Below are 18824 nucleotides of genomic sequence, written 5' to 3'. Positions count from 1 at the left end.
AGCCCGCACCGCCCGGAGGCCTTGGTCGCGTAACCAGGCCCGCGGGCGCCGCACCCCGTCCCGCCACTCAAGACGCCTCTAGAGCAACGCCCCTTCAGCGGACGAGGTGCGCGGAGTATAGCGGGGGTTGCGATGGAGGTCTAGGAATATTTTCACAGTCCATGGCCCGCATGAAGGGAGCGGAATCCGGGGAGATGCAGACGCCCACACTTGGGCTCCCGGATTGCGCTGCGCTTCAATTCGGGCTACGCGACCGCGCACATGAAAAGGCCGCCGGGCTTTCGCCCGGCGGCTTCCAAAGATTCGCTTCTAGCGGTGCGCTCTGTTTAGGCGAGCTGCACGTTGGCGGCCTGCTTGCCGCGGCCGCGGCGGTCGTCCTCGATCTCGAAGGAGACCTTGTCGCCCTCGTTGAGGGCGGGCACGCCGGAGCGCTCGAGCGCCGAAGCGTGGACGAATACGTCCTTGCCGCCGTCGTCCGGCTGAATGAAGCCGAAGCCACGCGAATGATTGAAGAATTTCACTGTGCCGTTCACACGAGACATTTCAGGGATTCCTTTCCCGTTTCAAAGTTCCATACGTAACGGGCCGGTGGGACCCGCCCCGCGAAGGGAGGCCCATCGTCGTCTTGAGATGTCAGGAAAGGGTCGAGCTGTTAGCCGCGATAGTCACTTGCCGTCGTCCAAGTCCGCGCCCAAAGCCTTGGGCGCCCGGTGCACTGGAATGTGGGGGATGCCAGGGCCCTTGGCAAGCAGGAACTATCGCCCGATCGGACAATCTAAACGCCAGATGAACGGCCGCCTCAGGCAGGGTTCAGCCGCCAATCCCTAGAAAAGGCACCAGGACGCGCGGGGTCGCGCGGTCCTGCCGAGCGAAGGGAGGCGGAAAATGTGGAAGATCGTGGTGGTTCTGCTGCTTACGGCGCTTGCCATCCTCACGGCCCGCCTCGTCTCCGATGCGCCCTTTATCGAGACCCGCACCGGCGCCATCACCTTGGAGGCCGGCACGCTCCAGACCCCGCCGCTGATGTATGCCGGGGTGCGGGGGTAGCATATCGGCAACTCCGTCATGCCCGGGCTCGTCCCGGGCATCCAAGGCCGAGGATTACCAATCGCGGGGCTGTTGAGAAACCCTATTGGATCGCCGGGCCTTCGCCCGCCGAAGGGTCTTAGTAGAGTTAGGCTTATTGGCTTCGGCCCGCAGGCGGGTCAAGCCCGGCGATGACGAGGGCAGTGAAGCGAACGGGACCCTAAGGCCACCTGACCAGCGGCGGAAGCGACGAGAGGATCGCCTCGACATTGCCGCCGGTCTTCAGCCCGAAGATCGTGCCGCGGTCGTAGAGGAGGTTGTATTCCACATAGCGGCCGCGGCGGACGAGCTGCTCGTCGCGGTCGGCCTCCGTCCAAGGCGTCGCGATGTTGCGGCGGACGAGCTCGGGATAGATACCGACGAAGGCTTGGCCCACGCTTTGCGTGAAGGCGAAGTCGGCCTCGAAGTCGCCGGTGTCGAGATAGTCGTAGAAGATGCCGCCGATGCCGCGCGGTTCGTTCCGGTGCGCCAGGAAGAAATATTCGTCACACCACGTCTTGAAGCGGGAATAGTCGGCGGAGGGCTGCCCCTTGCAAGCGGCCTTCATTGCGGCATGGAAATCCTTCGTGTCCTTGTCGTCTTGGCTCCGCCTGCGGTCGAGCATCGGCGTGAGGTCGCCGCCGCCGCCGAACCAACCCTTGGACGTCACCACCATGCGCGTGTTCATGTGGCCGGTGGGCGCGTTGGGGTTCACCGGATGGGCGATGAACGACATGCCGGAGGCCCAGAAGCGCGGGTCCTCCTCCGCGCCAGGGATTTGCTTGGCGTATTCCGGCGGGAAGCTGCCATGCACCGTCGAAGTGTGACATCCGACCTTCTCGAACACGCGGCCCGCCATCAGCGACATCACCCCGCCGCCGCCCTCGGCGCGGATCCAGGGCTTTCGCGTGAAGCGCCCAGGCGCCTTGCCGTCGCAGCCGGGCGCGCCTTCGGCCGCATCCTCCATCGCCTCGAGCGCGGCCAGCATGTCGTCGCGCAAGGCCTCGAACCAGGTTTGCGCCCGCTCCTTGCCGGCCTCGAACGCGCCGGTGGAATTTCGCCCTTTGACGTCTTTCTGTTGCATCAATCTGCTGTCCTTGTGCCACAAGGGCATGGCACATGATGCGTTCCGCTCAAACCTTGATCTCAATCAGGGCTCTTGTGCGCCAATTTGCCCAAGCCGTGAGCCCTGGACAACCTAGGGCGGCGATGCCAGAAAACGGCACGAATGTATGCCGGGCAACGGCTCGGTTGAGGCAAATCGAGAGGCGCGTCCCGCGTTTGTTTGCCGGCGTGAGAGCCGAGGGGCTGGGCTTTGCTCTGCTCGGCTCCGTCGCAATTCAGGAGCACTTGGCCCGTGGCCAATCCCCCGGTCTTTGTAGATCCTTCGCTCGCTCATGACGACGACCCGTCGCGGCGCGACGTCATCCTGATCGCCGCCGGCGCGTTCGCGGCAATCGGCGGCGCCGCCGTGCTGTGGCCGCTGCTCGACCAGATGAACCCCGACGCCTCGACCTTGTCGCTCGCCACCACCGAGGTCGACGTCTCGCCGATCGAGGAAGGTCAGGCGATCACCGTGATGTGGCGCGGCAAGCCGATCTTCATCCGCCATCGCACGGCGAAAGAGATCGAGGAGGCGAAGGCGGCCGAGATCGACGATCTGATCGATCCGCTGGCGCGCAACGCCAACCTGCCGGACGACGCGCCGGCGACGGACGAGAACCGCGCCGCGTCCGAGCACGAGAAGTGGCTGGTGATGATCGGCATCTGCACGCATCTCGGCTGCATCCCCCAGGGCCAGGCGCCCGGCCAGTACAAAGGCGAGTATGGCGGCTGGTTCTGCCCGTGCCACGGCTCGCAATACGACACCGCCGGGCGCGTGCGCATCGGGCCGGCACCGGAGAATTTGTATATCCCGCCCTATATTTTCGCCTCCGACACCAAGATCACCATCGGATAAGCCGGCCCATGGCCCATCCTTCGACCTACCAACCGGCCAGCGGCTTCACCAAGTGGCTCGACGCGCGGTTGCCGCTGCCCCGGGTGGTGCACGACCAGTTCATGGTCTTCCCCACGCCGCGCAATTTGAACTATCTGTGGACCTTCGGCGGCATTTTGACGTTCATGCTCGTGGTGCAGATCGCGACCGGCGTGGTGCTCGCCATGCATTACGTGCCGACACATGACGGCGCGTTCGACTCCGTCGAGAAGATCATGCGCGACGTGAACTGGGGCTGGCTGCTGCGCTATTCGCACGCCGTCGGCGCCTCGATGTTCTTCCTCGCGGTCTATATCCACACCTTGCGCGGCCTCTATTACGGCTCCTACAAGGCGCCGCGCGAAGTGTTGTGGATTCTCGGCGTGCTCATTCTGCTGCTGATGATCGCCACCGCCTTCATGGGGTATTCGCTAGTGTGGGGGCAGATGAGCTTCTGGGCGGTGACGGTGATCACCAATCTGTTCTCATCGCTCGACGCGCTGATCCCCGGACTGGGCACTACGCTCGTCGAGTGGATCTGGGGCGGCTTCGCGGTAGGCGGCCCGACCTTGAACCGGCTCTATAGCCTGCACTATCTGTTCCCGTTCATCATCGCCGGCGTGGTGATCCTGCATATCTGGGCGCTGCACGTGCCGGGCAACAACAATCCGATCGGCATCGAGGTGAAGACGGAGCGGGACGTCATCCCGTTCCATCCCTACTACACGATCAAGGACGGCTTCGCGCTGGTGCTATTCCTGCTTCTGTTCGGCGTGCTCCTATTCTACGCGCCGAACTTTCTCGGCCATCCCGATAACTACATCCCGGCCAATCCGCTGCAGACGCCGCCGCACATCGTGCCGGAGTGGTACTTCCTGCCGTTCTACGCGATCCTGCGCGCCGTCCCCAACAAGCTGCTCGGCGTGATCGGACTGGTGTCGTCGATCGGCATTTTGTTTTTCATCCCGTGGCTCGACACCTCGCGGATTCGCTCGACCCGCTACCGGCCGATCTACAAATGGTTCTTCTGGCTGTTCGTGGTGACGTGCGTGGCGCTCGGCTATCTCGGCTCGCAGGCCCCGGAGGGCTGGTACCTATTCTTCGGGCGGCTGTGCACCATCTACTATTTCGCGTTCTTCCTGGTGGTCATGCCGGTGGTGGGGCTGATCGAGCGGCCGAAGAAGCTGCCGGGCAGCATCACCCAAGCCGTGCTCGGGCCTGAGCCGCCGAAGCCGGCGGAGCCGCCGCCCATGCGCGAGCCTGAGCGCGAGGGGGTGGCGTGATGACTTTCGTCCGCTTGCCTGCCGTCGCGTTGCTGCTTGCCTTCGCCGCTCCTGGCTCGGCGTTCGCCGAGGACAACGGCCATGGGCCGGAGATCGCGGCGCAGAGCTGGTCGTTCGCCCCGCCGTTCGGCACCTACGACCGGGCGCAGCTGCAGCGCGGCTATCGCGTCTACAAGGATATCTGCGCCAACTGCCATTCGATGCGGCTGCTGTCCTACCGCAATCTCGGCGAGCCTGGTGGCCCCGAGTTCTCGCCCAAGGCGGTGGAGGTCTTGGCCTCGCAAGCGCAGATCACCGACGGGCCGGACGACAAGGGCCAGATGTTCCAGCGGCCGGGTCGTCCCGCCGATCACTTCCGCTCGCCTTACCCGAACGAGCAGGCGGCGCGGGCGGCGCATAAGGGCGCCTTGCCGCCGGACCTATCGGTGATGGCGAAGGCGAGGCCTGGCGGTCCCGACTATCTCTATGCGCTGCTCACGGGCTATCGCGAGCCGCCGGAGGGCTTCGACCTCGCCAAGGGCATGCACTACAATGAGGCGTTCCCGGGCCACCAGATCGCCATGAGGAATCCTCTGGTCGATGGGGCGATCCAGTACACCGACGGGACCAAGCCCACGGTCGACAACTATGCGCGGGACGTGTCGGCGTTTCTGATGTGGGCGGCGGAGCCCAAGCTCGAGGAGCGGCATAAGCTCGGCGCGCGGGTCATGATCTTTCTGCTGGTGTTCGCCGTGATCATGTATCTCGCCAAGCGTGCCGTGTGGTCGCGCCTCCACGCCCGCGACCACGCCCACACCGCGTGAGGCGGTCATGACGCGGGCGCTTCTCGCTCTGCTCATTGCGCTCGTTGCGTTTCCGGCGTTTGCCGAGGAGTGCGCGGGCGCCAAAGGACATGGTGGTGCTCACGGTCGGCGGCCTGGTGGGCAAGCCCAATCGCGGGCCGTTCGATGCAAAGCGCGACAGCCTGCTCGCCAGTCTGAAGGCCGACTTCAAACACGCCTTCGAGTTCGACCGCGCCATGCTGCTCGCGCTCCCGCAGGGCGAGGTGGTGGCGCAGCCGCCTGAGTTCGACAAGCCGGCGACGTTCTCCGGACCGCTGCTGCGCGAGGTGCTGGGTTTTATCGAGGCGGCGAAGGTCAAGACCAGTTTCGTGGCGGCGGACGGCTATGCCGGCTTCGTCATGCCGGAGGACATCGACGGCTCGGATTGGATCCTCGCGCTCTCCGCCGACGGCAAACCACTCGGCATCGGCCAGCAGGGACCGATCTGGCTGCTCAATACGCGCGCCGAAGGCAAGGGGCCGCGCGACGATCATCGTGGCCATTGGGTGTGGGCCGTGGTCTACATGCATGTCGGCGAGTAGGGAGCAGGGGGCGGCATGACCAAGGCGGTGCTCGGCATTATCGGCGGGTCGGGACTCTACGACCTGCCGGGGCTCAAGAATGTGCGCGAAGAGCGCATCGAGAGCCCATGGGGCGAGCCATCGGCGCCGCTTCGCATCGGTGACATCGACGGGCTCCCCATCGTGTTTCTGTCGCGCCACGACAAGGGCCATCGGCTGTCGCCGACCGACATCAACTACCGCGCCAATATCGACGTGATGAAGCGGGCGGGCGTCACCGACCTCATCTCGCTGTCGGCGTGCGGCTCGTACAAGGAGGAGTTGCCGCCTGGCACGTTCGTGCTGGTCGACCAGTTCGTCGACCGCACGCATAACCGGCCGACCTCGTTTTTCGGCACAGGCTGCGTGGCGCATGTCTCCATGGCGCATCCCGTCTCTCCGCGACTACGCATTCACCTAGCCACGGCGGCGGAGGCCGAGGGCATCCCCTTCGCGCGCGACGGCACCTATGTGTGCATGGAAGGGCCGCAATTCTCCACGCTCGCCGAGAGCCTGACCTACAAGGGCCTCGGCTATTCGGTGGTCGGCATGACCAATCTGCCGGAGGCCAAGCTCGCCCGCGAAGCGGAGCTTTGCTACGCGACGGTCGCCATGGTCACCGACTTCGACTGCTGGCATCCCGACCATGACGCGGTCACGGTGCAGGACATCATCCGCGTGTTGATGGCGAATGCGGAGAAGGCGGCGCGCCTCGTCGCGCGTCTGGCGCGAGACTTTCCCCGCGATCACGAGCAATGTCCGATCGGCTCTGACCGCGCGCTCGACACGGCGATCATCACCGCGCCGGAGGCGCGCGATCCTGCGCTGCTGAAGAAGCTCGACGCCGTGGCGGGCCGCGTGCTGAACCGCTGAGGCGCCGAGCGCGCCGCCTACGGCGATGGCGTGGGCGGTGTCGGGATCTCGGGGATGGGGATGCCGGCCCACTCGAACACGCCGAGGCCGATCACGCTCAGCAGGAAAAAGATCAAGGCGTAGAGTAGGCCGACGACGATCGCCGCCGGAATGGCCGCGATCGACCATTTGATGAGGATCACGACGATCCGCCAGAACGGAACGTCGATATTGCGAATCGTGACGGGCTCCGCGTCGATTGCCATGGCTTGCCCCCTTTGACCGGCGCCCGGCTCGCGACTAGCCAGCCGCCTTTGGTTCGATTATAGGCACCAGGACGCGAGCTCGCGCCGCGCCTCGGCCTACCCTGACATGGAGAGACCCCCGGATGAACCTCACGACCGACATCGATCTCAAGGGTCTCGTACGGACCATACAGGACTATCCGAAGCCCGGCATTATGTTCCGCGATATCACGACGTTGCTTGGCCATGCTTCGGGCTTTCGCGCCTGTATCGAGCAGCTGGTCCAGCCCTTCCAGAACCGGCGCGTCGAATCCGTCGCGGGCGTGGAGGCGCGGGGGTTCATTCTCGGCGGCGCGGCGGCGGACCGTCTACGCTGCGGCTTCGTCCCCATCCGCAAGAAGGGCAAGCTGCCGGCCAAGGCCATCGGCCAGGAGTACGAGCTCGAATACGGCATCGACGTCATCGAGATGCACGAGGATGCGATCAGCCCGGGCGAGCCGGTGCTGCTCGTCGACGATCTGATCGCCACAGGGGGAACGGCGGCGGCGGCGGTCAAGCTGCTGCGCCGGCTCAATGCCGACGTGGTAGGCGCGGCCTTCGTCATCGAACTGCCCGACCTCGGCGGCCGCGCGCGCCTCGCCGAACTCGGCGTCGAGTGCCACACCTTGATTTCCTTCGAGGGCGAGTAAGCCTTCCCGAAGGTTGCCAACGCCGGTAGGATTTTCAGAGAACGCGCAATATATTCTTCAAGCTCACAGAGCTAGGCTTCGACGAGCCCTTGGTGGCCGTAGCCTGACGTGCGCGCGGCCACGGGCATTAAGCCTCACGAGGCGGCTCCATGTCGGCGAATCCAGACAAGGAAGAGGAAGAGCGGCTGCGCGCATTGCGCGACCTCGGTCTCCTCGACACGCCTCGGAGCGAGGCCTTCGATCGCATCACCCGCATGGCGAGTCAGCTTTTCGGCTTGCCGATTTGCGCGGTCTCCCTGACCGACCACGACCGGCAGTGGTTCAAGTCGCGCGTGGGGGTGGACGCCACGCAGATCCCGCGCGACAAGGCGCCCTGCGCGAGGGTTGCGAGCGACCGGCATCTCGTAGTCGTGCCCGACCTTCTGAGCGATGAGGACTATCGCGACAGTCCGCTCGCCGCGGCCGGCGTGCGCTTCTACGCGGGCGCGCCGCTCCTGACCCGGGACGGGTTCGGCCTCGGCTCGATGTGCGTCCTGGGTCCAGAACCGAGAACCGTGACGAAGCAGGAGCTCGCCGCGCTAAAAGATCTTGCCGCCATGGTGATGGCCCAGATCGAACTGGAGCATGCGTTTGGACGTGTCGACCCGGTCAGCGGGCTGCCCAACCGCAATCAGCTGATCGAGGATCTCGAAGACCAGGCACGCGACCACCCGGACGAAGAGCGCGTCGCCGTGCTGATGGACCTCGCCGATCAGCGTCAGCTCGCGGAGGCCCAGCGGGCGCTTGGACCTCATTACGTCGATGACTTGGTTAGGTTCGCCAAGGCCGCGATTCAGTCTCGCCTCAGCGGGCGCGCGACGCTCTACCATATCGGAACAACCGATTTTGCTTGCGTGCTGAACGAGCCGAACGACGAGTCGTTGCAGCAAACCCTGTTCGACATCCAGGCAAGTCTTACGGCCTCTGTCGAGTCGAGCGGCGTGCCGGTGGCGATCGACGCGGCCATCGGCATCGCGCCGCTGCGCCTCGGCGAGACGGCTCCCGCGGACGTCCTGCGAACCGCCTATGGCGCGGCCCTCGACGCGCGGGAGGCCGAACTCGATGTGGAAACCCACTCACCCCTGAAAGACGAGGAGCACCGGCGCCGCTTCGGCCTTCTCGTCGGCCTGCGTGACGCCCTCTCCGCGCCGGACCAGCTTAGCCTCGTCTACCAGCCCCGCGTCGACCTGAGAACGGGCGCCTGCGTGTGCGTCGAGGCCCTGCTCCGCTGGCATCATCCGAGCCTTGGCAGCGTCACCGCAGCGGAGTTTATCCCGCTCGTCGAGCAGACGGCGCTGGCCCGTCCGGTCACCGACTGGGTGTTGGAAAATGCATCCAAGCAGACGGCGGCATGGAAGCAGGCCGGACTAGGCTTGCGCGTTTCGATCAACATCTCCGCCGCCAATCTCGAGGAGGACGACTTCGCGCAGCGCGTCGGCGAGGCGCTCGCTCGCCATGACCTGTTGCCGGACGATATCGAACTCGAGTTCACCGAAAGCGCACTGATCCGCCATCGCGCCAGGGTGCTCGAGCAGCTCGAAGCGCTAAAGGCGATTGGCGTGGGGTGCGCGATCGACGACTTCGGCACCGGGTACTCGAGCTTTTCCTATCTTCAGGACCTTCCGGCCGATGTCATCAAGATCGACCAGTCCTTCATGCGCAGGCTCGACCGCGAGCGCGACCGGCGGTTGGTGAAGGCCATGATCTCAATGGGACACGAGCTCGGCTACCGGGTCGTCGCCGAGGGGGTGGAGATGCGCAAGACGTATGACTTTCTCGCAAGGTCGGGCTGCGACGAGGCGCAAGGCTTTTTCATTTCTCGGCCTCTTCCCCCCGCAGCGCTGCGCAAATGGCTTGCGGGTATGGGGCCAGACGCCGGCGAGACGCAGGCGGCATAGCGCTAAACAATTCGGTCTGCTCATGGGGACCGTGTTGTGCTATGGCCCCTTCGCATGAACATCAATGGCAAGCCTTACCGCACGATTTGGCTCAGCGACGACGGCTGGTCGGTGTCGATCATCGACCAAACCAAGCTGCCGTTCGCGCTCGAGATTGTTGTGCTCAAGTCGCTTGACGACGCGGTGCGGGCGATCTCGTCCATGCAGGTGCGCGGCGCGCCGCTGATCGGTGCCACGGCGGCTTACGGGGCGGCGCTCGCGCTGCGCACCGATGCGTCGGACGAAGCGCTCGACCGGGCTTGCGCGGCGCTCGCCGCCACGCGGCCCACGGCCATCAATCTCCGCTGGGCGCTCGATGAAATGCAGAAGGCGGTGCGGAACCAGCCCCGCGACAGGCGGGTCGCGGCGGCCTACGCCCGCGCCGCCGAGATCTGTGACGAGGACGTTGAGACGTGCCGGAAGATCGGCGAGCACGGTGTCGGGCTGATCAAGGCGCATGCCGAGAAGAAGGCCGGGGCGCGGGTCAACATCCTCACGCATTGCAACGCCGGGTGGCTCGCTTGCGTCGATTGGGGCACGGCGCTCGCGCCCATCTACCGCGCGCACGACGAGGGCATGCCGGTGCACGTTTGGGTGGACGAGACGCGACCGCGCAATCAAGGCGCTTCGCTCACCGCCTACGAGCTGGGCGCGCATGGCGTGCCGCACACGATCGTCGCCGACAACACCGGCGGCCATCTGATGCAGAACAAGCTGGTCGATCTTTGCATCGTCGGCACCGACCGCACGACGGCATCGGGGGACGTGGCCAACAAGATCGGAACCTATTTGAAGGCGCTCGCCGCCAAGGACAACGGTGTGCAATTCTTCGTCGCGCTGCCGCACTCGACCATCGACTGGAGCCTCGAGGACGGCGGCGCCATTCCCATCGAGGAGCGCAACGCGGCGGAAGTCACGCATATGACGGGCAAGCTTCCCGATGGGTCGATCGCCACGGTGGCGGTCGCGCCTGAGGGCAGTCAGGCCGCGAATTTCGGTTTCGACGTCACACCCGCGCGGCTCGTCACTGGCTTCATCACCGAGCGCGGCGTGACGCCGGCCACACCGGAGGGATTGCGGCTCCTCTATCCCGAGCGCAGCAAGGCGGCTGCGTGAGAAGCCTTCGTCTGTTCACAAGAACCCATTAGGGTGGCGGAATGCGACCGAATCGTTTGCCGTTTGCGAGCGTCTGCCTGCCGCTCTTGTTTCTTGCCGGGGCGGCTGGGGCGGCCGACGTCCAGTACTATGACGTGCCCAAAGGCGACCACCCGCATGACGTGGCGCCGGCGCCGGACGGCACGGTCTGGTACACTGGCCAGCACAAGGGCGTGCTCGGCCAGCTCGATCCAAAGACGGGAAAGGTGAAGCGGATTCCGCTCGGCGAGGGATCCCGCCCGCACGGCGTCATCGTCGGGCCGCACGGCAATGCTTGGGTCACCGACAGCGGCCTCAACGCCATCGTGCGGGTGGACGCCACGAGCCAGCAGGTAAAGGTCTTCCCGCTGCCCAAAGCCGGCACCAACGCCAACCTCAATACCGCGGCGTTCGACGCCAAAGGTCGCATCTGGTTTACCGGACAGACCGGCATCTATGGCCGCCTCGATCCGCAAACCGGCGAGATGAAGGTGTGGAACGCACCGAAGGGCCGGGGGCCCTATGGCATTTCGGCAACGCCGTCGGGTCACATCTACTACGTGTCGCTGGCCGGCTCGTTTCTCGGCAAGCCAAACCTTGAGACGGGCGAGACGGCGGTCATCGAATCCATGACGGAGGGGGCCGGCACGCGGCGCGTCTGGTCGGACTCGATGGGCCGGCTATGGGTGAGCGAGTGGAACACCGGGAATCTCAGCCGCTACGACCCCGTCGCCAAGACCTGGAAAGTCTACAAATTGCCGGGTAGCGATCCGCGCGCCTACGCCGTCTACGTGGACGACCGCGACACCGTGTGGGTCAGCGATTTCGGCGCCAATGCCATCCTGAGCTTCGATCCGCAGACCGAGACGTTCGAGAGTTTCCCGAGCGACCGGCCGGGCGCGGCCGTGCGTCAAATTCTTGGACGAGCCGGCGAGGTGTGGGGGGCCGAATCCGGTACCGACCGCCTCGTGGTGATCCGCGACGGCAAATAAGAAGCGCGGGCCTTCTGTCCCGCGCTCCCGCTGTGATGACCTACCAGCCGAGCCAGATGCTGAAGCCGGGACGCCGATAGTACGGCCGATAATAAGGATAGTAGGGCCGGTAGCGATAGGGCCGGTAGTAGTAGGGCCGGTAGTGGTAGCGGGACCGGTAGTAAGGCCCGCGATAGTAGCGGCCCTTCTTGTACTTCTTGACTTCCACCAAGTCCGCATTGGCGTGGCTGTAGTTCAATGCAGCCTGAGCAGGCAGGGCGGAAGCAGGCCTTGGGCCGGCGACAACGACGGCGGCAAGAAAGACCGCAAGAGCCGTGATGAGAACTGCGCGCATGGGCGTTTACCTCAAAAGAGTGTGGGTTACCTAGTCGGCTAACCAGGAAGGTGGGGATCGGTTCCGAAATAAGAACCCCCGGCGGCGGAATCGAGCCGATCCCACCGCTTCGTGCCCTGTCCTGATGCCGCGCGCCTAGGCGAGAACCATCACGGCGACGAAGCCGAGCACCGCCGCCGCGGCCGTTGGCGCGATCCATCCCGCCATGGACCGCGGACGCGGCGGCTTGCCCCGTTCGTCCGGACCCAAGACGCGTTGGGCGCCTGCAGCGGCGACCAGCGAGGCCGTGTGCTTCGCGTGCCATTTCGGCCCGGGCCCGCGCATATAGTGGCGCTCGGGCCGGTACGCGTTACGGAGACTGCTCACCTTACTCCCTCATCAAGTACCCCTAACTGTCTAAAATAAATAGAAATATGTTGCGAATCGGTATGCGACCGTGGCGGAACTGAGGAATCTTCGCCGCGACCTCTCCCCGCAGGAAATGGCCGCTCCGTCCTTGCCGCACCGAGCGAAACTTGCCACAACGCGCGCCATGCAAAGCCAATGGAACGACGAGACCGCGCGGGCGACGGTCGAGGCCTATGGCGCCAAAGGCGTCCATAAGGACATCACCCTTCGCGTCTACACCACGCGCCTCTTGGGCCGCGACCCGTTGCTCGTGCTCCACGGCGGCGGCAACACTTCGGTCAAGACCCGCGCCACCGACGACCTCGGCAAGGAGCACGAAGTCATCGCCGTGAAGGGCTCGGGCGCCGACATGGCCGATATCGAGCCGTGGGGGTTGCCTGCGGTGAAGCTCGGACCGCTGCGCGAGCTGCGCACGCTCGATGCGCTATCTGATGAGGCCATGGTCAATGTGCAGCGCTTGAATCTGCTCGATGCCGCGGCGCCGAACCCGTCGGTCGAGACCCTGCTGCACGCGTTCCTGCCGCACAAATTCGTCGATCACACCCATGCCGCGGCGGTGCTCTCCATCGTCGATCAGCCTGACGGCGAGGCGCTGGCGCGCGAGGTGTATGACGGCCGCATGGGCATCGTGCCGTATATCGCGCCTGGCTTCGGGCTCGCCAAGGCGGCGGCGGAAGTGTTCGAGGCGAAGCCGGATGTCGAGGGCCTGATCCTGCACAAGCACGGCATCTTCACCTTCGGCGAGACGGCGCGCGAGGCCTATGAGCGCATGATCGAGATGGTGTCGCTGGCCGAGAGCCGCTTGCGCCAGGGCCGGCCCGTCGTGTTTCCTGTGCGGACGATCGCGACCAGCATCGCGGCGGCGGCGGAGATTGCGCCGATCTTGCGCGGGGCGTGCGCCATCAAGCGTGACAACGCCGAACCTATCCGCTTCATCGCCGAGCTCCGGACCGCGCCGGAAATACTCGACTATGTCAACGGCGCGGAGCTTCTGTCCTACAGTCAGCGCGGCGTGGTGACGCCCGACCACATCATCCGCACCAAGAACAAGCCGCTGGTCGTGCCTTCGCCTGAGGCCGGCACGCTCGAGGCGTTCGCGGCCGAGGTGAAGGCGGCGGTTGCGGCGTTCGCCGCGGCGTACGACGCCTATTTCGCGCGCGAGAACGCGGCCGCTGGCGGCACCAAGACCAAGCTCGACCCCATGCCGCGGGTGATCTTGGTGCCTGGCGTTGGCCTATTCGGGCTTGGCCGCAGCGCCAAGGATGCTTCGATCGCGGCCGACCTCGCCGAGAACAGCATCAAGGTGATCACCGACGCGGAAGCCATCGGCCGCTACGAGCCGCTGCCGGAGAGCGACCTGTTCGCGCTCGAATATTGGAGCCTCGAACAGGCAAAGCTCAAAGGCGCGGTGGTGAAGCCGTTGACGGGGCAGATCGCCGTGGTGACCGGCGCCGGCGCGATCGGCGCGGCGACGGCGCGCGCGCTTGCGGCGGAAGGCGCGGCGGTCGCGCTCCTCGATATCGACGGGGAGGCGGCGAAGACGGCGGCGGCCGCGATCAAGGGACTCGGGATCCAATGCGACGTCACCAAGCCGGACCAGGTGAAGGCTGCTTTCGCCCGCGTGTGCGAGCGGTATGGCGGCGTCGACATTCTTGTGTCGAATGCCGGTGCGGCCTGGCAAGGACGCATCGGCGAGGTTTCCGACGAGGTCTTACGCAAGAGCTTCGAGCTCAATTTCTTCGCCCATCAGACGGTGGCGCAGGCGGCCGTGCGCATCATGTTGCAGCAGGGCACCGGCGGCGTGCTGCTGTTCAACATTTCGAAGCAGGCGGTGAACCCTGGGCAGAATTTCGGGCCCTACGGCCTGCCAAAGGCCGCGACCATGCTCTTGATGCGCCAATATGCGCTCGACTATGGCGCCGAGGGCATCCGCGCGAACGGCGTCAACGCCGACCGCATCAGGAGCGGGCTTCTGACCGACGAAATGATCGCGGCGCGGTCCAAGGCGCGCGGGCTGTCGGAGGTCGACTACATGAGCGGCAATCTGCTGCGTGCCGAGGTGACGGCTGACGACGTGGCGCAAGCCTTCGTGGCGCTCGCCAAGGCACGCAAGACCACCGGCCATATCGAGACCGTGGACGGCGGCAATATCGCCGCGGCGCTCCGCTAGCCCTGCTCCCCGCAAATTTCTTGACTCGGAGCGCCCAAACCGGGGCGATCCTAAGGGAGTTTTAACCACAACCGGAGAGTCTTCACCGCACGGGCTCGTTGCGCGGAACCGCTCTCGCGGCCTTCCCGTGGCGGCCTGCAGCACGGGTCTTTTTGCGCTTTACCAGAGAGATTTCAAATGGTTCTCCGCCTGAAAATCACGCTTGCCTTCGCCGCCACGGCCTTGATGGCCGTCCTCCTGTCGTTCCTGATCCAGGCCATGATCCCGAGCACCGGCGCCGCCGTGCTGCTCGCCATGATCATCGCCGGCGGCATCGGCGCGGCTGCCGGCTACATTTTCGGCGGCGGGCTCGCCCGCGCGCTGAGCGACCTCAACAACGTCATCCTGCGCTTCATCAAATGGGACATGGAAGGCACCGTGCCCCATGCCGCGCGCTCCGACGAGGTCGGCGGTATCGCCAAGGCGCTGAAGGCATTCCAGGCCGACGCGATCAGGTGGAGCGAGAGCCACAAGTCCGAGCAGGACAGCCAGATCCAAGGGCGCCTCGCCTCGCAGCAGCGCACCGAGGAGCTGATCCATCAATTCCGCGGCTCGATCGCCGGCATTCTCGGTGCCTTCGCCGACAGCGCGCGCACCATGGATGACACGGCGCGCGTGCTGTCGAACGTCGCGAGCGACACGAATGAGCGCGTCACCGCCGTGGCTGCCGCCTCCGACGAGGCGTCGGCAAATGTGCAGACCGTGGCCGCCACCGCCGAGGAGCTTGCCGTCTCGGTCGGCGATATCGGCACGCGCGTCTCGACCGCGAGCCGCATCGTGTCTCAGGTCACCGAGAACGCCCGCACCGCGAACCTCAAGGTCGAGGGGCTGGCGACCGCGGCGCAACGCATCGGCGATGTCGTGAGCCTCATTCAGGACGTGGCGGCGCAGACCAATCTGCTCGCGCTCAACGCCACCATCGAGGCGGCGCGCGCGGGCGAGGCGGGCAGGGGCTTCGCGGTGGTGGCGAGCGAAGTGAAGACGCTCGCCGACCAGACCGCCAAGGCCACCGAGGACATCAAGCAGCAGATCGCCGCCATCCAGTCCTCGACCAATGGCGCGGTCGACGCCATGCAAGCCATCGTCACCACCATGGGCGACGTGAACAAGAACACCCAGGAGATCGCCGGCGCCGTGCAGCAGCAATCGGCGGCGACCTCCGAGATCTCGCACAGCGTGCGCCAGGCGGCGCGCGGCACCGAGGACGTGGTGGCGCACATGCCTGGTGTCACCAAGGCGGTGGACGAGACGAGCCAGTCGGCGACGCAGATGCTCCAGGTCTCTCGCGACCTGTCGCGCCAAGCCGAACAGCTCCGCCACACGGTGGAGAACTTCCTGCGCCAGGTAGCTGCCGCCGACGCGCTGAAGCGCGCGAGCTAAAGAAGCCGTAGGGTGGGTTGAGCGAAGCGAAACCCGCCGGCTTTCGAATGATGGGTTTCGCTGCGCTCAACCCATCCTACAGACAAAAAGAAAGGCCCCGCGGGAACGCGGGGCCAATTCAAGCGCTTCGAGGCGCTTCATTCTTTGCAAATGAAGAAGCCCCGTACGGGGGGGATCGGAGCCTCTTCGGGTTCCTCGGGGGGAACCTGTGGCGGGGAGGGACTCCCGTCACGGGCGCGACATTACACCCCCTGAGGGCAGAGCCGGTAAAATTCTACTAAAATGGTTAAGGTTAACGAATTGGGCAGCCGGCGGGAGGCTTGGCGTGGGCCGAATTTTGAGGATTTTTCTGTCGGGGGTGCTGGCGCTCCTGCCGATCATGGTCACCGTCATCGTGGTGGCCTGGGCCGCCTCGCTGGTGGCGAGCTATGCGGGGCCCGGCAGCTTCTTCGGCGACCTCATCACCTCGCTCGGCCTCAACATCACGCCCGTATCGAAGACCGCCTATTTCCTCGGGCTCGCCATCATCCTCGGCGCCATCTTCCTGCTCGGCATCCTCGTCGAATCGGGCCTGCGCTCGTGGATCTCGAACAGCTTCGACTGGCTGATGATGCGCATCCCGCTGATCTCCAACGTGTACGACCTCTCCAAGCGTTTCGTCGCCATCATGGACCGCGGCGACACGGACAGCCTCAAGGGCATGCAGCCGGTGTGGTGCTTCTTCGGCGGGGAGGGGAACGCGGCGGTGCTGGCGCTGATGCCGTCGCACGAGCCGGTCATGATCGGCGAGCACGCTTACGTGCCGGTGCTGGTGCCGTCGGCACCGGTGCCGTTCGGCGGCGCGCTGATCTATGTGCCGGCGGAGTGGATCAAGCCGGCGGAGGGCGGCGTCGAGCGGCTGATGAACGTCTATGTGTCGATGGGAGTCACGCCGCCGGTGGGGAAGCCGGCTCTCGCCGCGCCGGCCAAGCCGCCGGCGCGGCAGCCGGCGCCTGCTAAGAAGCGCGCACCGCGCAAGCCGCAGGCGCGCCGCATCGGCGAAGATGCGTCTTAGACCCAAACCATGGTGGCCTGACCGCCGCCGTCTCCCCGCCGGTCCCGTTCATCCCAGGTTCAGGTCGGGGGCGCGACTTTTCCCCAATCCCAACCCGAACCTAGGAGATCCCCCATGACTCTCGATCGTGTTCTTTCTAAAGCGGCTGCCACTTTCGGCGCCGCCGTCTTCGCTGTCGTCTTTTCGGCCGGCGCCAGCTTTGCCGCCAGCGATTATGTCGGCAAGTACAAGACCGAAGACACCCAAGGCAAGCCAATGGAAATTACCCTCTCCGAAGACGGCGCCGCCGCAGGGACGCGCGAGGGCGAGACCCTCGCGGGCAAGTGGAAAGAGAACAAGAAGGGTGCTGCCGTGATCAAGTGGGAGGACGGCTGGATCGCGAAACTTTCCAAGAAGGGCGATTCCTACCGCAAGCTAGCCTTTGAGAAAGGCAAGCGCGCGGAGGCCGACAAAGCCGAGGCTGACAAAATCGAGTAGGTCTCACTTTAAGCGCGGCGCCGCCAGGGCGCCGCGCTGAGAGGCTAGCGCAGTACTTTGGGGCGTAACTCCGCTCGACGAGTAGCCCGGATGGAGCGCAGCGAAATCCGGGGCATCACATCTATCGGTCCCGGGTTACTCTTCGCTTCACCCGGGCTACAAGCCACTACGTCGCAAACCGGAAATGCAGGACGTCGCCGTCCTTCACCACGTACTCCTTGCCCTCCAGTCTGAGCTTGCCGGCGTCGCGGGCGCCGGCTTCGCCGCCAAGCGCGACGTAGTCGTCATAGGGAATCGTCTCGGCGCGGATGAAGCCCTTCTCGAAATCGGTGTGGATGACGCCCGCGGCCTGGGGCGCGCGGGTGCCCTGCGGCACGGTCCAGGCGCGCGCCTCCTTCGGCCCGGCGGTGAAATAGGTGATGAGGTCGAGGAGCGTGTAGCCTTCGCGGATCAGGCGGTTCAGCCCGGGCTCGGCGAGGCCGAGCTCGGCGAGATAGGCCTTGCGTTCGCTCGCGTCGAGCTCGGCGAGCTCCGCCTCGATCTTGGCCGAGATGACGACGCAGCCCGCGCCTTCGGCCTTCGCGCGCGCCGCGACGGCGCGGGCGTAGCCGTTGCCGGTCGCGGCAGCGGCCTCGTCGACATTGCAGACATAGAGCACAGGCTTCGAGGTGAGGAGACCGAGCGTCCTGAATAGCGGCTTCTCCTCGTCGCTAACCTCCACGAGCCGCGCGGGCTTGCCGTCGCGCAGCAGCGGCAGGATGCGCTCAAGCAGAACGAGGGTCTGTTTCGCCTCCTTGTCCTGGCCGCGAATTCTTTTCTCGAGGATCGGGATACGCCGCTCGAGGCTGTCGAGATCGGCGAGCATCAGCTCGGTCTCGATGGTGTCGGCGTCGGCGATCGGGTCGACCTTGCCTTCGACATGGACCACGTCGGAGTCCTCGAAACAGCGCAGCACATAGGCGATGGCGTCCACCTCGCGGATATGGGCGAGGAACTGGTTGCCGAGGCCTTCGCCCTTGGAGGCGCCGCGCACCAGCCCGGCGATGTCGACGAAGGTGAGGCGGGTGGGGATGATTTGCGCCGACTTGGCAATGGCGCCGAGCGTGTCGAGGCGCGGGTCCGGCACCGGCACGTCGCCGACATTGGGCTCGATGGTGCAGAACGGATAGTTGGCGGCCTGCGCCGCGGCGCTCTCGGTGAGCGCGTTGAACAGGGTGGACTTGCCCACATTGGGCAGTCCGACGATCCCCATTTTGAATCCCATGATTTCGTTGCCTCGTGCTTCAAGTCTTCACCTCTCCCCGACGGGGAGAGGTCGGCGCTAAGCGCCGGGTGAGGGGGCGCGGCGGCGGCGAACGCCCCTCACC

The 18824-nt window shown here is 65.5% G+C and carries 20 protein-coding genes; 14 read left to right on the top strand and 6 right to left on the bottom strand.

Annotated elements, in window-relative coordinates; translation table 11 throughout:
* Window positions 1-326 precede the first annotated feature (326 nt).
* Window positions 327-542: a cold-shock protein gene (locus tag ACRECX_RS15205; RefSeq protein ID WP_431559691.1), complete on the bottom strand. Its 216-nt coding sequence runs from the start codon at window positions 540-542 to the stop codon at window positions 327-329.
* Between the two features lie 343 nt (window positions 543-885).
* Here ACRECX_RS15205 and ACRECX_RS15200 point away from each other — a divergent pair, with 343 nt between their 5' ends.
* The gene (locus ACRECX_RS15200; protein WP_431559690.1) at window positions 886-1047 is read left to right on the top strand and encodes a hypothetical protein; all 162 of its coding nucleotides are present in this window, start codon (window positions 886-888) and stop codon (window positions 1045-1047) included.
* A gap of 199 nt (window positions 1048-1246) precedes the next feature.
* Here ACRECX_RS15200 and hemF read toward each other — a convergent pair whose 3' ends face one another.
* Window positions 1247-2149, bottom strand: coding sequence for an oxygen-dependent coproporphyrinogen oxidase (gene hemF / locus ACRECX_RS15195; RefSeq protein ID WP_431559689.1), 903 nt, complete (start codon window positions 2147-2149; stop codon window positions 1247-1249).
* A gap of 273 nt (window positions 2150-2422) precedes the next feature.
* Here hemF and petA point away from each other — a divergent pair, with 273 nt between their 5' ends.
* The 5 genes from petA (at window position 2423) to ACRECX_RS15170 (ending at window position 6580) form a co-directional block, all read left to right on the top strand.
* Complete coding sequence (gene petA, locus ACRECX_RS15190; RefSeq protein WP_431559688.1) at window positions 2423-3025, top strand: ubiquinol-cytochrome c reductase iron-sulfur subunit; 603 nt, start codon at window positions 2423-2425, stop codon at window positions 3023-3025.
* A gap of 8 nt (window positions 3026-3033) precedes the next feature.
* Window positions 3034-4326, top strand: coding sequence for a cytochrome b (locus tag ACRECX_RS15185; protein ID WP_431559687.1), 1293 nt, complete (start codon window positions 3034-3036; stop codon window positions 4324-4326).
* Window positions 4326-5129, top strand: coding sequence for a cytochrome c1 (locus ACRECX_RS15180; RefSeq protein WP_431559686.1), 804 nt, complete (start codon window positions 4326-4328; stop codon window positions 5127-5129). The genes ACRECX_RS15185 and ACRECX_RS15180 overlap by 1 nt, the downstream gene beginning before the upstream one ends.
* Before the next feature lie 89 nt (window positions 5130-5218).
* Window positions 5219-5689, top strand: a complete 471-nt coding sequence (locus ACRECX_RS15175; protein WP_431559685.1) for a hypothetical protein — start codon at window positions 5219-5221, stop codon at window positions 5687-5689.
* 15 nt (window positions 5690-5704) lie between these two features.
* Window positions 5705-6580: an S-methyl-5'-thioadenosine phosphorylase gene (locus tag ACRECX_RS15170; RefSeq protein ID WP_431559684.1), complete on the top strand. Its 876-nt coding sequence runs from the start codon at window positions 5705-5707 to the stop codon at window positions 6578-6580.
* A gap of 17 nt (window positions 6581-6597) precedes the next feature.
* Here ACRECX_RS15170 and ACRECX_RS15165 read toward each other — a convergent pair whose 3' ends face one another.
* The gene (locus ACRECX_RS15165) at window positions 6598-6825 is read right to left on the bottom strand and encodes a hypothetical protein (protein ID WP_431559683.1); all 228 of its coding nucleotides are present in this window, start codon (window positions 6823-6825) and stop codon (window positions 6598-6600) included.
* Window positions 6826-6947: 122 nt separating this feature from the next.
* On the opposite strand from ACRECX_RS15165, the gene ACRECX_RS15160 reads away from it, so the two are divergent.
* The 4 genes from ACRECX_RS15160 to ACRECX_RS15145 all read left to right on the top strand — a co-directional run bounded on the left by ACRECX_RS15160 (window position 6948) and on the right by ACRECX_RS15145 (window position 11595).
* On the top strand, window positions 6948-7493 hold the full coding sequence (locus tag ACRECX_RS15160) for an adenine phosphoribosyltransferase (RefSeq protein WP_431559682.1): 546 nt from the start codon (window positions 6948-6950) through the stop codon (window positions 7491-7493).
* Window positions 7494-7642: 149 nt separating this feature from the next.
* Window positions 7643-9430 (top strand): putative bifunctional diguanylate cyclase/phosphodiesterase, encoded by a 1788-nt coding sequence (locus tag ACRECX_RS15155; RefSeq protein WP_431559681.1) that lies wholly within the window; start codon window positions 7643-7645, stop codon window positions 9428-9430.
* Between the two features lie 54 nt (window positions 9431-9484).
* A complete protein-coding gene (gene mtnA / locus ACRECX_RS15150) occupies window positions 9485-10585 on the top strand; it encodes an S-methyl-5-thioribose-1-phosphate isomerase (RefSeq protein ID WP_431559692.1) in 1101 nt (366 codons plus the stop codon).
* Window positions 10586-10626: 41 nt separating this feature from the next.
* Entirely contained in the window at window positions 10627-11595 is a 969-nt protein-coding gene (locus ACRECX_RS15145; protein ID WP_431559680.1) for a Vgb family protein, read from the top strand.
* 40 nt (window positions 11596-11635) lie between these two features.
* On the opposite strand, the gene ACRECX_RS15140 is transcribed toward ACRECX_RS15145, so the two are convergent.
* Together ACRECX_RS15140 and ACRECX_RS15135 are read right to left on the bottom strand one after the other, a co-directional pair.
* Entirely contained in the window at window positions 11636-11929 is a 294-nt protein-coding gene (locus ACRECX_RS15140) for a hypothetical protein (RefSeq protein ID WP_431559679.1), read from the bottom strand.
* 135 nt (window positions 11930-12064) lie between these two features.
* The gene (locus ACRECX_RS15135) at window positions 12065-12295 is read right to left on the bottom strand and encodes a hypothetical protein (RefSeq protein WP_431559693.1); all 231 of its coding nucleotides are present in this window, start codon (window positions 12293-12295) and stop codon (window positions 12065-12067) included.
* A gap of 166 nt (window positions 12296-12461) precedes the next feature.
* Here ACRECX_RS15135 and ACRECX_RS15130 point away from each other — a divergent pair, with 166 nt between their 5' ends.
* From ACRECX_RS15130 to ACRECX_RS15115, 4 genes are all read left to right on the top strand, one after another.
* Window positions 12462-14507, top strand: a complete 2046-nt coding sequence (locus ACRECX_RS15130; protein ID WP_431559678.1) for a bifunctional aldolase/short-chain dehydrogenase — start codon at window positions 12462-12464, stop codon at window positions 14505-14507.
* A 177-nt stretch (window positions 14508-14684) separates the two neighbouring features.
* A complete protein-coding gene (locus tag ACRECX_RS15125; protein WP_431559677.1) occupies window positions 14685-15926 on the top strand; it encodes a methyl-accepting chemotaxis protein in 1242 nt (413 codons plus the stop codon).
* Window positions 15927-16251: 325 nt separating this feature from the next.
* Window positions 16252-16980: a DUF502 domain-containing protein gene (locus tag ACRECX_RS15120; protein WP_431559676.1), complete on the top strand. Its 729-nt coding sequence runs from the start codon at window positions 16252-16254 to the stop codon at window positions 16978-16980.
* Window positions 16981-17094: 114 nt separating this feature from the next.
* Complete coding sequence (locus ACRECX_RS15115) at window positions 17095-17457, top strand: hypothetical protein (RefSeq protein ID WP_431559675.1); 363 nt, start codon at window positions 17095-17097, stop codon at window positions 17455-17457.
* Between the two features lie 166 nt (window positions 17458-17623).
* Here the strand turns inward: ACRECX_RS15115 and ychF are convergent, their stop codons facing one another.
* Window positions 17624-18721, bottom strand: a complete 1098-nt coding sequence (ychF, locus tag ACRECX_RS15110; RefSeq protein WP_431559674.1) for a redox-regulated ATPase YchF — start codon at window positions 18719-18721, stop codon at window positions 17624-17626.
* Window positions 18722-18824 lie beyond the last annotated feature (103 nt).

The organism is Methyloceanibacter sp., assembly GCF_050726195.1.
In the GTDB taxonomy this organism is placed as follows: Bacteria; Pseudomonadota; Alphaproteobacteria; order Rhizobiales; family Methyloligellaceae; genus Methyloceanibacter.
Note: the sequence above shows the minus strand (reverse complement) of the source record. Positions and strands in the feature narration are given on the sequence as shown.